Origin of the sequence: Thermobacillus xylanilyticus (assembly GCF_907165215.1) — a bacterium.
GTDB lineage: Bacteria > Bacillota > Bacilli > Paenibacillales > Paenibacillaceae > Thermobacillus > Thermobacillus xylanilyticus.
The window spans coordinates 24,233-39,294 of record NZ_CAJRAY010000018.1; the positions used below are offsets into that span (position 1 = coordinate 24,233).

Annotated in this window: 14 protein-coding genes and 1 pseudogene; 7 read left to right on the forward strand and 8 right to left on the reverse strand. The window is 64.1% G+C overall.

Annotated elements, in window-relative coordinates; translation table 11 throughout:
• Nucleotides 1-24: 24 nt before the first annotated feature.
• Nucleotides 25-1,158 carry a sensor histidine kinase gene (locus tag KJQ12_RS03435; RefSeq protein WP_213483493.1) on the reverse strand — a complete coding sequence of 378 codons (1,134 nt, stop codon included), beginning with the start codon at nt 1,156-1,158 and terminating at the stop codon, nt 25-27.
• Nucleotides 1,159-1,337: 179 nt separating this feature from the next.
• Between KJQ12_RS03435 and KJQ12_RS03440 the strand changes: the two genes are divergently transcribed.
• From KJQ12_RS03440 to sfsA, 4 genes are all read left to right on the forward strand, one after another.
• On the forward strand, nt 1,338-2,273 hold the full coding sequence (locus KJQ12_RS03440; RefSeq protein ID WP_213483494.1) for an ABC transporter ATP-binding protein: 936 nt from the start codon (nt 1,338-1,340) through the stop codon (nt 2,271-2,273).
• A gap of 12 nt (nt 2,274-2,285) precedes the next feature.
• Complete coding sequence (locus tag KJQ12_RS03445; RefSeq protein WP_213483495.1) at nt 2,286-3,452, forward strand: ABC transporter permease; 1,167 nt, start codon at nt 2,286-2,288, stop codon at nt 3,450-3,452.
• The gene (locus tag KJQ12_RS03450; protein WP_213483496.1) at nt 3,445-4,578 is read left to right on the forward strand and encodes an ABC transporter permease; all 1,134 of its coding nucleotides are present in this window, start codon (nt 3,445-3,447) and stop codon (nt 4,576-4,578) included. Before KJQ12_RS03445 ends, KJQ12_RS03450 begins: the two co-directional genes overlap by 8 nt.
• Before the next feature lie 90 nt (nt 4,579-4,668).
• Entirely contained in the window at nt 4,669-5,376 is a 708-nt protein-coding gene (gene sfsA, locus KJQ12_RS03455) for a DNA/RNA nuclease SfsA (protein WP_213483497.1), read from the forward strand.
• Here the strand turns inward: sfsA and KJQ12_RS03460 are convergent.
• Nucleotides 5,351-6,388 (reverse strand): AraC family transcriptional regulator, encoded by a 1,038-nt coding sequence (locus KJQ12_RS03460; RefSeq protein WP_244860394.1) that lies wholly within the window; start codon nt 6,386-6,388, stop codon nt 5,351-5,353. The two genes, sfsA and KJQ12_RS03460, sit on opposite strands and share 26 nt — an antisense overlap.
• 145 nt (nt 6,389-6,533) lie before the next feature.
• Between KJQ12_RS03460 and KJQ12_RS03465 the strand changes: the two genes are divergently transcribed.
• Nucleotides 6,534-7,115 (forward strand): NAD(P)H-dependent oxidoreductase, encoded by a 582-nt coding sequence (locus KJQ12_RS03465; protein ID WP_213483498.1) that lies wholly within the window; start codon nt 6,534-6,536, stop codon nt 7,113-7,115.
• Here KJQ12_RS03465 and KJQ12_RS03470 read toward each other — a convergent pair.
• The 6 genes and pseudogenes from KJQ12_RS03470 to KJQ12_RS03495 all read right to left on the reverse strand — a co-directional run bounded on the left by KJQ12_RS03470 (nt 7,112) and on the right by KJQ12_RS03495 (nt 12,606).
• Entirely contained in the window at nt 7,112-7,690 is a 579-nt protein-coding gene (locus KJQ12_RS03470; RefSeq protein ID WP_213483499.1) for a cupin domain-containing protein, read from the reverse strand. The two genes, KJQ12_RS03465 and KJQ12_RS03470, sit on opposite strands and share 4 nt — an antisense overlap.
• A 343-nt stretch (nt 7,691-8,033) precedes the next feature.
• Nucleotides 8,034-9,266: an MFS transporter gene (locus KJQ12_RS03475; protein ID WP_213483500.1), complete on the reverse strand. Its 1,233-nt coding sequence runs from the start codon at nt 9,264-9,266 to the stop codon at nt 8,034-8,036.
• A 172-nt stretch (nt 9,267-9,438) separates the two neighbouring features.
• Nucleotides 9,439-10,035, reverse strand: coding sequence for a TetR/AcrR family transcriptional regulator (locus KJQ12_RS03480; protein WP_213483501.1), 597 nt, complete (start codon nt 10,033-10,035; stop codon nt 9,439-9,441).
• A 174-nt stretch (nt 10,036-10,209) separates the two neighbouring features.
• A pseudogene (locus KJQ12_RS03485) lies at nt 10,210-10,942 on the reverse strand (ABC transporter permease).
• Between the two features lie 12 nt (nt 10,943-10,954).
• Entirely contained in the window at nt 10,955-11,707 is a 753-nt protein-coding gene (locus tag KJQ12_RS03490) for an ABC transporter permease (protein ID WP_213483502.1), read from the reverse strand.
• Nucleotides 11,704-12,606, reverse strand: coding sequence for an ABC transporter ATP-binding protein (locus KJQ12_RS03495; protein ID WP_213483503.1), 903 nt, complete (start codon nt 12,604-12,606; stop codon nt 11,704-11,706). Before KJQ12_RS03495 ends, KJQ12_RS03490 begins: the two co-directional genes overlap by 4 nt.
• Nucleotides 12,607-12,778: 172 nt before the next feature.
• On the opposite strand from KJQ12_RS03495, the gene KJQ12_RS03500 reads away from it, so the two are divergent.
• A complete protein-coding gene (locus KJQ12_RS03500) occupies nt 12,779-13,492 on the forward strand; it encodes a response regulator transcription factor (protein WP_213483504.1) in 714 nt (237 codons plus the stop codon).
• 1 nt (nt 13,493) lies between these two features.
• Nucleotides 13,494-14,879, forward strand: a complete 1,386-nt coding sequence (locus KJQ12_RS03505; RefSeq protein ID WP_213483505.1) for a sensor histidine kinase — start codon at nt 13,494-13,496, stop codon at nt 14,877-14,879.
• Nucleotides 14,880-15,062: the final 183 nt, after the last annotated feature.

Below are 15,062 nucleotides of genomic sequence, written 5' to 3' on the forward strand. Positions count from 1 at the left end.
ACGTTCTGATCGCGCCGTGATCCGCTACCGCCGCGGCAAAATCGTGCGCACGGCGAACCGTTCGCCGGCGATCACCTCAAGCCGGCCGCCGGCGAGCCGCGTCCGCTCCTCCATGCCGAGCAGCCCCAGCCCCTTGCGCAGCTCCCCGCCTTCCGGCACGGCGCCGTTGTTGCTGACCGTCATCCGCAGCTCCTCCGGCGCGTATTCGAGCTCGACGGTCACCTCCGTGGCCTCGCCGTGGCGCAGCGCGTTCGTCACCGCCTCCTGCGCGTTGCGGTACAGCACGATCGCGTCGCTCGGATAGAGCGGATAAGACGCGCCGACCGCCCGGAACCGGACGGCGGCGCCGCTCGTTCCGGCCAGCTCCCCGATCAGCGTCTCCAGCGAATATTCGCCGCGGGCCGCTTCCGCCGGCTTCAGCCGCCGGACGGTCGACCGTAGCGCGTCCATCGCGCCCGCGAGCTGATCGCGGACTTCCCTGACCAGGTTCATCGCTTCGCCGCGGCCGCCGTCGATGCGGATCGCCGCTTCGAGCATCATTTTCAGCCGGATGAGGCGGTGGCCCAGTTCATCGTGCAGATCGTGGGCGATGCGGTTCCGCTCTTCGAGCTGCGCGAGCTCCTGCACCTTCGATGCGTAATCCAGCGCCGTGCGGCGGGCTTCCTCCAGCTCGCGATTCCGCGTCTGCAGCTGAATGTACAGCGCCTCGATCTCCCCCCGGTCGACCGCCGTCTTCCGGATATGCATCAGGAGCAGCACAATAGCGGCATAAGTCAGATTGGCCGCCGTAAGCAGCTCGACCGTAAAACGCGTCCAGGCCGCCGCGTTCATCGCGATCCCCGCGAGCGTCGCCCGCTGAAGGAAATCGTCCGAACGTTCCGGCGGGGTGTACAGCGCCGCGGTGACGGCCAGCGGCAGCAGCCCGCCGTATTGCCAGCCATACGCCGCAAGCGCCGCCGTCTCCAGCAGGAACGGCAGCGGAAACGCGCGGAAGCCTTCGCGGTTTTCGAACCGGTCGCGCAGTCTCATCACCAGCAGCAGGACAAGCAGCAGCATGACATACAGCGCCTCGTCCGTCACGCGATCCGACATCAGGATGGAAGCGACGCCCGCAACGACGACCGTCAGATAACGAAGCATGAGATAGGCTGCGTTCAAGGATACCGTACCTTTCCCGTCTCGTTGCTCCCATTATAGCACGAGTCGGCGCGGGTGACGGCGCGCACCATCAAAGGTGACTTTCGTCATCCCCGCTTCATGACTTCATCCACCTGACCGGACGCCTCCGATTGCGCTACGCTGGAGTCAAACAGAACCGCATGCAGGGAGGAAACACGATGAGTCTGGTTCGACTGCGCCAAGTGGTCAAACGATACGGCACGAAGCTGTCGGTCGATCATCTGTCGCTGACGATTGAACGCGGCGAAATCTTCGGACTGCTCGGGCCGAACGGCGCGGGCAAAAGCACGACGATCAAAATGATCTGCGGCCTGCTCCGCAGCGATCAGGGCGAGATCGAGGTCGACGGGGAGTCGGTGCGCCGCCATCCGCTCTCGGTCAAATCCAAGATCGGCATCGTGCCGCAGGAGATCGCACTCTACGAGCATTTGACGGCGGTGGAGCATCTGCGCTTCTTCGGCAGACTGTACGGGCTGCGCGGCAGGCAGCTCCAGGAGCGGATCGACGAAGCGCTCGCCTTCGTCGGTCTGACGGGCCACCGGAACGATCGTCCCGGATCGTTCTCCGGCGGCATGAAGCGCCGGCTCAACATCGCCTGCGCGATCGTCCACCAACCGAAACTGATCATCATGGATGAGCCGACCGTCGGCATCGATCCGCAGTCCCGCAACCACATCCTCGAATCGGTTCGGGAGCTGAACCGGCGCGGCGCCACCATCATTTACACGAGCCACTACATGGAGGAAGTCGAAGCGATCAGCACGCGGGTCGGCATCATCGACCACGGCAGACTGATCGCGCTCGGCACCATCCGGGAGCTGCTGATGCAGGTGGAAGAACAGGAGAAGCTCGTCATCGAGACGGAAGGCCTGACCGATCTGGCGGTCGAGGAGATCAAGCGGCATGCGTCCGTCCAGCGGGTGGAGCGCCGGGACGGCGTGCTGGAAGTCTATCTCCGGCACGCGCAATCGTACCTGCAGGACATGCTGTACATTCTCGCCAAGCATGAGGTGCGCATCGCGTCGCTCCGCAACGAGACGCCGAACCTGGAGACGCTGTTCCTGACGCTCACCGGCCGCAATCTGCGGGACTAGGAGGTACGGACGATGCGAACGATCGGAACGCTCATACACCATGAACTCCGCCGCATGATACGGGCCAAGGAGACGTTCTGGCTGCTCATTTTCATGCCGCTCCTGCTCATCTTCATCCTCGGGAACGCGCTGTCGGGCTTCTTCGATCTGGAAGACCGCGAGGTCGATCCGATCGAAGTCGGTCTGGTCGTGCTGGACGAAGCATCGGACGACATGGCCGGGCTGCTCCGCACGGAGGAGATGGCGAAATGGCTGTCCGTCCGCGGGTTTCCGGACAGGCAGCAGTTGCTGGACGCGCTGGAAGACGGGGAGATCGAATACGGCGTGGCGGTGCCGGAACATTTTGCGGAGAATGCGGCATCGGGCAGCGCGGCGGTCTGGGAACTGTATCCCGGTAAAAATGGAGACCGCAACCTCGTGGCAGAGAGCGTGATCGGGGGGCTGCTCGACCGGATCAACTTCGTCCAATCGGCCGCGGCCGCGCTCGGCAATCCGCAGGCGGCCGAAGCCGCCGCCCGGGGCGCATCCGGCGCGGAAGGCTCTTATGTGAACGTCACGGCGCCGGACATGAGCGGGCGCGACTACTCGGCGCTGGAATATTACGCCGCCCAGATGCTCGTCATGTTCCTGCTGTACTCCGGCATGGCCGCCGGACTGTCCATCGTCGATGAGAAAGAGTCGCGCACGCTGGACCGGATTTATGCCGCGGCCGTGAAGCCGATTCAGGTGCTTGTCGGCAAGATTGCGGGCAACGGGCTCGCCGCGTTCGGCCAGGCGCTGGTCATTATCCTTTTCACCTCGACGGTGTACGGCGTGGACTGGGGAGACCGTTACGCGCATCTGCTCGCGGCCTGCCTGCTCACCGTCATCGGGTCCGTCAGCCTGGCCGTCATCGTCGCCGCCTTCACGAACCGGGCGCGCACCGTTCAGGCGATCTTCATCGCGCTGACGATGGTGATGACGTTCCTGAGCGGCGGCTTCTCGAGCGAAATCGGCGACTTCCTGGAACGGCTGGGCACATTCACGTTCAGTTACTGGGCGTCGCAGAGCTTTATCCATCTCATCCTGAACAGCGCGGATTCCATCGTGCAGGAACGGCTGACCGTGCTCGGCTTGATCGCGGCGGGGCTGTTCCTCATCTCGGCCTTGCTCGGCAGAAAGGCGGTGTCCCATGAATAGCTGGTTCATTGCCGCAAATCTGATCCGCAGAACGATCGGCAATGTGAAAGGATTTCTGCTCTTCATCCTGATGCCGGCCGTGATCGTCTCGACGATGACCGGCCTGGTCTCCTCGTCGGGCGACGGCAAGTCGGCCGTCGGGTATGCCGATCTGGACGGCAGCGAGCTCTCCCGCTATGTGCTCCGGGCGCTGGAGCAGACGGGACGCTACGAGCTCGTCCAGGCGGAGACCGACCGGGAAGCCGCTGACATGGCGGCGGATCGCGACGTCTCGGCGAGCTTCGTGATTCCCGCCGGTTTCGAGGCCGGCTGGCTGGCCGGACAGAAGCCCGAACTGGTGCTGATCCGGCTCGCCGTCGACGAGGCGTCCGTGATGCTGGAGCTGGATCTGGACGGCATCGCCCGCAATGTGGTCGACGCGGCCGCCGCGGCGGAACAAGCGGGAAGCGGAGATGTCCGGCGCGATGCGCTGGCGGTGCTGGACCGGCATCTGCAAGGCCTGGTCGGCAGCGTGAAGATGAGTGAAACGCGCGACAACTCGTGGAACTACCTCGGCATCGGATTTACGCTCATGTTCCTCATGATCCTGATCAATCAGAGCGTCTCCGTCATCGCCGAAGACCGCCGCAACCAGACGATGGCGCGCGTCTATGCGGCGCCGGTGCAGAGCTGGCATATTGCGGTCGGCAATTTCTTCGGCAGCGTGTTCATCGGTACGCTGCAGGTGCTCGGCACCTCCGCCCTGTCGCACCTGGTGTTCGGGTACGACTACGGCGTGCCGGTCTGGATGGAGCTTGTCGTGATGGAATGCTTCATTCTCGCGTCGCTCGGCATCGCCAGCGCGGTCGCCGGATTTATTCGCACGACGAACCAGCTCAACATCATCAACAACCTGATCATGACGCCGACGTGCATGCTCGGCGGCTGCTTCTGGCCAATCGAATTCATGCCGTCGTTCATGCAGAAGCTGGCGAACTTCGTGCCGCAGAAATGGGCGATCGAAGCGATCAACCTGGGCGCCGACGGAGCGGCGCCGGCCGAGCTCGCCCTCCCGCTCGGCATCCTGCTGCTCTTCGCGGCGGTGCTGCTCGGCTTCGGCACGGCGGTGCTGCGTCCGGCGAAGTAGCGAAGCAAGCGCGCACGATGCGCCGCGGACGGGTTATAATGGCGGTGAGCATGATGGGATGTGCAATTTCGCCAGGGGGGACGCGGGTTCATGCGGTACAGCGGGATTCGGGACGGCCTTTTCATCCGGAGGATCAACCGTTTCGTCGCCGAGGTCGACATCGACGGAAGCACGGAGAAGGTGCATGTGAAGAATACCGGCCGGCTGGCGGATTGGCTCGTGTCCGGGCGCCGCGTCGCCCTGGCGGACGCCGGCCGGGACCAGCCCGGCCGCAAGACCCGCTATTCCCTGATCGCCGCGGAGCGGCAGGGCGGCTGGGTGAACATCGACTCGCAGGCGCCGAACGCGGTCATCCACGAGGCGCTTCAGGCCGGACGCATCGTTGAGCTGCCTTCCGTTCGGTCGCTGCGCAGGGAGGCGGCGTTCGGCGGGTCGCGCTTCGATTTTCATTTCGATGACGGCGTTCGCGAAGGATTCATCGAAGTGAAAGGGGTGACGCTGGAGCGCGGCGGCACCGCCCTGTTCCCGGACGCCCCGACGGCGCGCGGCGCCCGGCATCTGGAGGAGCTGGCGAAGGCGGCGGAGAGCGGATATGCCGCCTTCGTCATTTTCCTCGTGCAGATGGAGGGGTGCCTGCGGTTTGCGTCCCATGAAGCGGAGGACCCGCGCTTTGCCGAAGCGTTGAGGCAGGCGGCGCGGGCCGGCGTGCGCATCCTGGCCTATGACTCCGTCGTGTCGGCGGACGAGATCGTCATCGGCGGGCCGCTGCCGGTTACAGGCGTCCTCCCGCCTCCCTGAGTCCGCGGCGGGCCTGCCGCCGGTATTCGCCGGGCGATTTGCCCGTCCATTTCTTGAACGCGTTCTGGAAGGCGCTCGGTTCGGTGTAATGGAGCAGGAACGCGATTTCCCCGATGGAAATGCCGTCCTGTCTCAGCAGGCGGATGGCCGTCTCCTGGCGCAGTTGCGTGACGAGTTCGCTGTAGGTCGCACCTTCCGCCCGCAATTTCAATTGCAGCGTGCGCTCGCTGACGCCGAAATGATCCGCCGCCTGGGAGAGCGTCGGCAGGCCGGTCGGAAGGGAGGCGCGCAGCCACTCCAGCACCCGCCCGGTGAACGCGCCTTCGGCATCGCCCGCTCTGGCCTGCATATCCTCCGCAACCGTCTCGAACATCGCCCGCAGACGCTCGTCCGCATAGAGAATCGGCCAATCCAGCACCTGACGGTCCAGGCGGACGGCATTTTCCCCGGCGCGGAAAAGGGGCATCACGCCGAACGTCTCGAGATACGGCGCGGTGTCCGGCGGAGGTTCGTGCATGAACCGGACCTCCCGGACGGCCGGGCGCCGGCCGCCGAACCGCCGCAACATGGCGAGGACGGAAACGGCCATGTCCTCTGCGCAGTGGCGTACGGCCAAGGCAGGGGCGTCGAAGGTGAAGCGGATGGTCAGCACTTCGCCTTCCGCCTCCCAGGCCAGGCTGAACCCGTCGGACAAGATCGCGTAGTACCGGACATAGGCGTCCAGCGCTTCCCGGATCGTCCCGGCGTGCATCATCACATAGCCGAGCACGCCGAGATCCGCCGGTTCCATGTATTCCTCCATATGAAGGCCGATGTGGTCATCGCCCGTCAGCGCCGCCGCTTCATTCATCAGCCGGGACAATTCGGCCGCGGGAATCCGGGCATCCGCGTCCCGCAGCAGACCGCTGTCGAACGACGCCGCCCGGCAGAACGCTTCGGGATCGAATCCCCTGTCCGCCACATATTTCAGGATCGGAAACACCATCGACACCGCCGTATAGCCGCGCCGCAACCGCCGTCCCCCCTCTTCTTTTGCGCCAATTCACAATTCTGTTGCGCTTCCCATCATCGCGCGTTCATCGGTGACGGGATATGCTTGAAAACAGCAAGTTCCATATAGCATAGCATCAGACGATGCGAACGCCAAGGAGGGCAAGATGGGCAAACGAATCTTGTTGATCGTCGGTCATCCCGATCCGGAGAGCTACTGCGCTGCGCTGGCCGCGCGCTACGCGGCGGGAGCGGAGAGAAGCGGCGCGGATGTCCGCGTGCTGGAACTCGGGAGGCTGGCTTTCGATCCGGTGCTGAAATTCGGTTACCGGCAGCGCATGGAATGGGAAGACGATCTGGCCGGCGCGCAGGAGGCGATCCGCTGGGCCGAGCATCTGGTGTTCGTCTATCCGAATTGGTGGGGCACGATGCCGGCGCTGCTGAAAGGCTTCATCGACCGCGTTTTTCTGCCGGGATTCGCTTTCCGCTACCGGGAGCGCGGCAAACTGTGGGATAAGCTGCTGAAAGGCCGGTCCGCCCGCCTGATCGTGACGATGGACACGCCCCCCCTGATCAACCGGTGGATGTACGGGCACGCCGGCCACAAGGTCATGAAGCGGAACATTCTGCAATTCTGCGGCATCCGCCCCGTCAGGGTCACCGAGATCGGCCCGGTGCGGGGTTCGACGGAGCAGAAGCGCAGCGCCTGGTTGGACAAGGCGGAGCGCCTCGGCGAACGCCAGGCCTAGACGGACGGTTCGTGGGCGGCCTCCGCCTCGGCCTTCGTGCGATGGACCGTGCCGAACCGGTGCTCGGGCGGCGCGTAGATGGTGTACAGCTTCAACGGCCGCGGGCCGATGTTCGTGACGTTGTGCCAGGTGCCGGCCGGAATCATGATGGCGTCGTCCTCGGACACGCGCCTTGTGAAGTTGAGGTTGTCTCTCCGGGGACCCATTTGCACCAGGGCGAATCCTTCCTCAATCCGGATGAACTGGTCGACATTCGGGTGCACCTCGAGGCCGATGTCGCTTCCCGGCTCAATGCTCATCAGGACAACCTGCAGATGCCGTCCCGTCCAGATCGCTCTGCGGAAGTCGGTATTCCATTCGGCGGCCTTTTCAATGTTGATCACATGGGGGTTGCCGCCGTAATCCCGCAGATCGGGGCGCTGCCTGTCTTCCTGCCGGCCACCGCCGGAGCTGCCGGAGCCTCCGCAGAGACACGGACGCTCGTACGCCGGATAGGCCGGGTAGAACCCGCTGTAGGACCATGCATGCGGCCACTGCGCGCCGTAGTAGGGATGATGAGAGTAATAATAGGCCAATTTCGCTCACACACTCCTTTGTTGACAGGGATCGGTGTCGGAATCTGCAAGCATCGTATGCATCTGCCCAGATGGGTGTGAGCGGAAGATGAGATTACCTTGGAAAAGCTCCATCTGGTGCAGAAATGCACCACATTCGCCGAGACCTGCTCCATCGCTCCGCATCTGGTGCAAATATGCACCAGATTGGGGATCCAAATTGCCGGCAATGCCTCACCTGGTGCAGAAATGCACCACATATGCCGAGACCTGCTCCATCGCCCCGGATCTGGTGCAAATGTGCACCAGGTCGGGCCAGCTTGCCGCCGATTATGCCGGTACGCGCCGCCAGCCGCTCATGCCGTTAACCCTCCACCGCGCTCCCGGCCGCGCTCTGCGCCGCCGGTGCGGTGAACCGCATCCGCGACGCGACCAGCGCACACACGATGAGCAGCGCCCCCGCAAGGCCGTACGCGGCGAACAGCGTCGCCTGCTTCACGAGCAGTCCGGAGCAGCCGGTGCCGATGAGCACGCCGGCCATCATGAGCGGCAGCATGATGCCGTTCGTCCGCCCGATGTAGGCCTCCTCGACTTCCTTGATCATCAACGCGCTGAGCACGACCTGGAAGAACGTCATCGTCACGCCGGTCAGCAGCCTGACGCTTCCCGTCAGCACCGGCCACAGCGACAGCACTTCGACGAAGGTGCCGATGCCGAAAATGACGAGCGTCCATGGCACGATCCGGCTTCTGTGCCGGTCGATCCAGCCGGAGAGCCCCGCCGCCAATCCGCCGCCGATCAGCAGCCCCGCACCCTCGAGCATAGCGAACCATTGCACCGCTTCCTTCTGCAGCCCGAGCCGCTCCATGATGACGAACACATCAAGCGGCGCGACGATGCCGGAGGAGATGCCGACAAGCAGGAACATGGCGGCCGCCAGTTTCAGCGTATGGTGCCCGGTTACGTAGCGGAAACCATCCCTGACGTCCTTGAGCGGCGACGTTTTCGGCCCGCCGTCCTGCACGCGCGGCGTGGAAGGCAGCAGAAGCTGTACGGCCGACGCCGCCGCGAACACGAAGGCGAGCGCCGCAAGCGACCAGTCGATGCCGAGGCGCGTATAGACCAGGGTGCCGACCATCGGCCCGATGATCATGAACAATGCCGACATGCTCTGGGTGAAGCCGATCGCCGCTTCGACATGCTGCTCCGGCACATGCCGCTTGAACAGCACCGCCGAGGAAGGCTGCGAGAACTGGCTGACGACGGCGGACACGACCGTGGCCGCGAACGCGGCCTGCCACCACCCGGCCGCCACCATACCCAGGATGGCCAGGACGGATACGGCGCTCAGCGCGTCGCCGATGACGACGGTCCGCTTCGGATTCCACCGGTCCGCGAACGTGCCGCCGATCAGCGAGAAGACGAAGATCGGCAAATATTCGAACGTGGTCAGCAGCGCGACGGCCGCCGGATTGTTGTTCGTCTGCTCCATGATGTAGAACAGCAGCGCCATGTTCCGGATCCAGATGCCGGCCTGCTGCAGCAGATCGGCGCCGGCCACGACAAGAAACACGCGGTTGCGGAACAAATGTGCCATGCGGCATTCTCCTTTTGTCCAAGAATATAATCCGACCGGTCAGTTTAATTAAAGGCATAAAGGCGGACCAACGCGCTGCGGGCAGGCAGCCGCCGGCCGGCGGCCGCGCGTCGACACCTGCCGGTGCCGGCGTGCCGGCGCCGGCGACAGCCGCGAGCCGGAACCCGCCGCCCTACTTCGCGCTGATCCCGCGGATGAACAGCTCCGCCGCTTTCCGATAGATCGCCCGCGCCCGTTCGCGGGGCACCTTCTCGTAGTAGGTCATGCCGAGCCCGCCCATCGTGCTGGCGAAAATATACGTCAGCTCCGCCGGATCGTCCCGCTTGAACTCGCCCGAAGCGATGCCCTCCTCGATGATCGACTGGATGACGGGATATTGCATCTGCACGAGCTCGATCATTTTCTCGAACGTGCCGGTATCGACGCCCTGGCTGGTGAGGAACTCGTCCACGACTTTCAGGAACGGGTCGTCGAAATCTTCCAGCCAATAGTCGGCGAGGGCGTACAGCTTCTCGACCGGCGTCATGCCCGGCTTCACGATTTTCTGCCAGCCTTCGATCCACTCGATCGTCTTCTGCTCGAAAATCTCCATGAGCAGCTGATGCTTGCTCTTGAAGTGGTAGTAGATGCTGCCCTTGCTTACGTTCGCGTGCTTGCGGATGTCTTCCATCGATGCCGCGTTGTACCCTTTGCGGATGAACAGATCCCTGGCGCCTTTCAGGATCTGCTGCCGCGTGCGCTCGGTTTCTTCGGCGGTTTTCCTGGCCACTTTTTTGTCCGCTCCTTAATAATCTGACCGTTCGGTTTAATTAATGTATACAACAGACCGGCCGTCCGGCGCAAGGGGCCAAAGCGGCAGATCCCGGGAATTCCTCCGCTCTGCGCGGCATGGCGCCGAGAAATCAGCTCCGAGCCTTCAGCCCGAGCTCAGCATGCACCCCGGTCACCCCGTTACGGCATCCCGGCCCTTGAGCCCGCGGACGGACCAGGCGGCGAAGAGCAGCCCGTACCCCGCATTCACCGTCCAGAACAGCGCCTCCCGCAGCGGATCAAGCGCATCCCGGCTCAGCACGTGCATGCCGATCGTCAGCAGCGAGTACGGAAAATAAAACCCCCATTTCGCCACATACAGCCCCAAACCGATGAGCACCGCCGCCAGACTGAAACCGACGGGCACCGCGAAACTGCGGATCCGGAGCGACAAGCCGAGCTGCAAGGCGCTGATGGACAGGCAGGCGTACCATCCGCGCAACGCCCATCCGATCGTCTCCGCCGGGAACGGCCCGGGCAGCGCAAGCAGCAGGCCCGCGATCCCGTACAGTCCCATGAACAGCGCCTGGACAAACAGGATCAGCAGCGAGGCGACGATCCATTTCGCCATGAAGACGGCGGCGACCGGCACCGGAGCGGTCAGGACCAGGTTCCAGTTGCGGTTCAGATGCTCCAGCCGGCACACCCAAGCGCTCACGATGGCGACGAGGACGGGCAAAAAAAAATACGCCGTAGAACAGGCTGACCTGCGTCCACAGGCTGTACCAGCCGTTCGTCAACACTCCCCGGTTGAGCGCGTAGTTCGCGCATCCGATCAGCAAACTGATGACCGGCAGCACCGCAAGGACAATGCCGATCCGGGAATGCCGCAGTTTGAGCCATTCGGCCGACAAACTCTGTCTCATCGCACCCACTCCTCAAATTTCTTTCCGGGCAACATGCAGGTTGCCGAAGATGAAGAACAGGAGGGCTGTCCCCAGCGCCGCCATCGCGATTCCGCTGTTCCAGGGCTGTGCCGCGAACGTGCCCGCGGATTCGGCATACCGGTACGTCACCGGGGCGAGGTCCAGATAATAGGACCAGATCAGCCACCGCCGGACGCCCGCCGGAAACAGCGGCGCGGTGAGCCCGATGAAGCCGCCGAGCATTCCCAGGCACAGTGCGGACGCCTGGTTCTTGGCGGCCATGGCGATCCATTGCTGGATGGCCGCCGCGGCGAGCGTCGCCAGCATCGTCCCGCCGATGAACCGGAGCAGCCATGCAGCGGGCAGCCCGCCCGAAAACCCCTGCGCCAGACCGTAGACCGCCATCACCGCCGCCTGCACCGCAATGGCGAGCAGCAGCAGACTGCCTGCGCACCCAAATTTCGCCGCATACAGGCGGCTGCGGCCCACATTGAGCGCGGCGAGCAGCTTCCACGTGGAGCCTTTGTGCTCCATGTCGCACATCCGGGAGATGACGATGGCGGTGATGAGCGGCATGAACAGCCCGTTCAGGGAAGCGGTCATGAACAGGATCGACGCCCACACGGCCTGATCCGGATTGCGGGAGACGGACAGGCTGTTGGACATGCACGCCCACAGCATTTCCGCCGCGAGCAGGAGCAGGATCATGGGAACGATTTTCTTGCGGCGAATTTTGTAATATTCGAGCTTGAGCACCCGCATCACAGGCTCCGCTCCCTTCCGGTCAGCTCCAGGAAAATATCCTCCAGACTGCGCCTGCGCTCCTCGATCCGGGTGACCGGAATGTCCCGGGCCACCAGCAGCCGGTTGATCTCCGCCACTTCCCGGTCCGCGAGGGGACCGAACACGAGCCGGCCGCCGCTCAGGGCCGGGCGATACCCGTGGACGGCAAGCAGCCGTTCCGCCGCGGCATTGTCCCCGGTATTGATCCGGATTTCGCCCCGGCTTCGGGCGCGCAGGCTGTCCAGACTGCCCTGGAACACCATCCGGCCTTCGTTGATGATGCCGACCGAAGTCGCAATCTGCTCGATTTCCGCAAGCAGGTGGCTGGACAGCAGCACCGTCATGCCGTAACGCCCGGGGAGCGTCTTGATCAGTTCCCGGATTTCCTCCATCCCCGCAGGGTCCAGGCCGTTCGTCGGCTCGTCGAGGATGAGCAGCCGGGGGAAAGCGAGCAGCGCCATGGCGATGCCCAGCCGCTGCTTCATGCCGAGCGAATAGGCTTCCGCTTTCTTGTCCCGGTGTTTCTCCAGCCGGACGATCCGCAGCGCTTCCTCCACATTGCGGTCCGGCAGGCCCCGCAGCCGCTGCACGACTCTGAGGTTCTCCAGACCCGTCAGATGGCCGTAGTACGAAGGCGATTCGATGAGCGAGCCCGTCTGCCGCAGAATCGCGGAACGTTTTTCGCCCAGGCTTTCCCCGAAGATCCGGATGGCCCCCGCGGACGGCTTCACCAATCCGAGCAGCATTTTCAGGGTCGTCGTCTTCCCGGCGCCGTTCGGCCCGAGAAAGCCGTAAATTTCCCCTTCGCGCACCTCCAGATCGAGCTCGTGGACGCGGTTCTTCTTCGTCAGTTTGCGGGTTTGAATGACAGCAACACGCATGCGCGATCCTCCGTTCCGTTTTCGATGTTCCGGCTTCTGCCGCCACTGTATCAGGTCCGCCTTACGTTCTTCTGAACCCAACCTTACGGCAGCCTTAAATGATCCGGCGCGCGCCTCGCTCCGCCCGCGCTTCATGTATAATCTCTGGTAGAACCGACAACGGGTGACGCAGATGGACAACGTGAAGGACCGAAAAATTCTCATCGTCGACGACGAACCGGAGATCCGCGCGATGGTCGAGCGGTTTCTGCGCAGGGAAGGGTTCTATCGCATCCACACCGCCGGAGACTGCGCCTCGGCGCTGTCGTTGTGCCGGTCGGTACGGCCGGACATGGCGATTCTGGATGTCATGCTGCCCGACGGGGACGTTTTTTCCCTCCTGTCCGCGATCCGGCAGTTCTCGGACATGCCCGTACTGCTTCTGACCGCGCGGGGGGAAGACGAGGATCGGCTGCTGGGACTCGGACTGGGGGCGGACGACTATATGGTGAAGCCTTTTCTGCCTCGGGAGCTGGTGCTGCGGCTGACGGCGATTTTGAAACGGGTCTATTCTTCTCCGGCGGAGAAGCGGCTGGCTGCGTTTCGGCTCGGGGATGTGCTGGTCGATCTGGACAGCGCCGTCGTGCGCGGACCGCGGGGAGAGCAAGCCCTTACCGCCAAGGAGCATGCCCTTCTGGCGAAGCTGCATCAGGAGCGGAACCGGATCGTCACCAGCGATGCGCTGTGCCAGGCCGTCTGGGGCGATGACAGTTACGGCTATAAGAATACCCTCATGGTCCATATCCGGCGAATCCGCGAGAAAATCGAGCCCGATCCTTCGAACCCCGTTCATCTGCTTACGGTGCGGGGACTCGGCTACAAACTGCTGGTGAAGGAGACGGGCTGACGTGGACGGCATGATTCGCATACTACGCCGCTATGTCGCCGGGGCCATCCTGCTCTCCGTCCTGCTGCTCCTCTTCAACTTCATCCTGCTCGGCACGCTGGTGTTCAAGGAATTTCGCCGGCAACCATCGCCGGAGGGCGTGGTCAGGGAAGTGGCGGAGCGCTTGACGCGCGAAGGCGGCCGTTATGCGCTTGGAGATGAAGCCGCCCGGCTGCTTCGGCGTCATCGGGCCTGGGCGATGCTGCTCGGCGAGGACGGCGGCGTGAAGTGGGGAGAGCGGCTGCCCGACGATGTGCCGAGAACCTATCGTTTGACCGACGTGGCCAAGTTTTCGCGCTATTATTTGGCGGAATATCCGGTCTATATTTGGGAGCATGCGGACGGACTGGTGGTCGTGGGCTTCCCGAAGAACAGCTACGGGAAGTATCAGTTCAATTGGGATGCCGACTGGGTGCGCTCGGTGCCGTGGCGGCTGCTGGCGCTGCTCTTGCTCAACGCGGCGGTGGCGCTGCTGCTCTCCGTCCTCATGGGGCTGCGTCTGGTGCGGAGCATCCGCCCGCTCGTCACGGGCGTCCACAAGCTGGCCCGGGAGGAGCCGGTCCGCCTGGACACGCGCGGCCTGCTCGGGGATGTGGCCGGCAGCATCAATACGGCGTCGGCGATCCTGCAGGAGAAAAACGCTGCTTTGAAGGCGCGGGACGAGGCGCGCTCGAACTGGATCGCCGGCATCTCCCACGACATCCGCACGCCGCTCTCGATGATTCTCGGCTACGCCAGCGAACTGGAGGAAAGCCCGGAACTTCCGGAGGAGCAGCGGCGGCAGGCCGGCATCATCCGGCGACAGGGCGAGAAGCTGCGCTCCCTCGTCCGCGACCTGAACCTGGTCTCGATGCTGGAGTACGACATGCAGCCGCTCCATCTGGAGCGCGTCAGGCTGCCCTCGCTCGCGCGGCAGGCGGCGGCGGACATGCTGAACGGCGGCCTGGACGAGCGGTACGCGATCGAACTCCGGCTGGCCGACGAAGAGGCGCTGATAAACGGAGACAAGAAGCTGCTGCTCCGGGCGATCGGCAATCTGCTGCAGAACAGCGTCAATCACAACCCGGAAGGCTGCCGCATCGCCATCGAGACGTACCTGTCCGAGGACCGCACCCGCTGCTGCCTCGCGGTCCGGGATGACGGGCGCGGCGTCCCGCGGGAGCAGCTCGCGGAATTGACGGAGCTGCCTTACGCGTCCAAGCGGAAGAAGCCTCCCCGGAACGGGCACGGCCTGGGACTGCCGATGGTCGCCCGAATCGCGAAGGCTCACCACGGCCGTCTCCTGCTCGACAGCCCGGATGGGGGTGGCTTGACCGCGGCGATGGAATTTCCCGCGGAGGGGGCGTGAGGCCGGATGCGGCCGTCAGGGCGCCACGCCGATCCGGCCCCCGCTCGGCGCCAATAACGGCACGGCGTGCCGTTAATCGGCCTGCGCCTGCCGTGCGCACAGGCAATAACGGCAAAATCTGCCGTTATTGGACGCAGTCAGGCCGATCCGGCGCCCGTTCGGCGCCAATAACGGCACGGCGTG

What these genes read in the sequence shown, in the direction of transcription:
- KJQ12_RS03440 (WP_213483494.1), top strand. Translation starts at nt 1,338, where the DNA reads ATGAGTCTGGTTCGACTGCGCCAAGTGGTCAAACGATACGGCACGAAG.
- KJQ12_RS03445 (WP_213483495.1), top strand. Translation starts at nt 2,286, where the DNA reads ATGCGAACGATCGGAACGCTCATACACCATGAACTCCGCCGCATGATA.
- KJQ12_RS03450 (WP_213483496.1), top strand. Translation starts at nt 3,445, where the DNA reads ATGAATAGCTGGTTCATTGCCGCAAATCTGATCCGCAGAACGATCGGC.
- sfsA (WP_213483497.1), top strand. Translation starts at nt 4,669, where the DNA reads ATGCGGTACAGCGGGATTCGGGACGGCCTTTTCATCCGGAGGATCAAC.
- KJQ12_RS03465 (WP_213483498.1), top strand. Translation starts at nt 6,534, where the DNA reads ATGGGCAAACGAATCTTGTTGATCGTCGGTCATCCCGATCCGGAGAGC.
- KJQ12_RS03475 (WP_213483500.1), bottom strand. Translation starts at nt 9,266, where the DNA reads ATGGCACATTTGTTCCGCAACCGCGTGTTTCTTGTCGTGGCCGGCGCC.
- KJQ12_RS03495 (WP_213483503.1), bottom strand. Translation starts at nt 12,606, where the DNA reads ATGCGTGTTGCTGTCATTCAAACCCGCAAACTGACGAAGAAGAACCGC.
- KJQ12_RS03500 (WP_213483504.1), top strand. Translation starts at nt 12,779, where the DNA reads ATGGACAACGTGAAGGACCGAAAAATTCTCATCGTCGACGACGAACCG.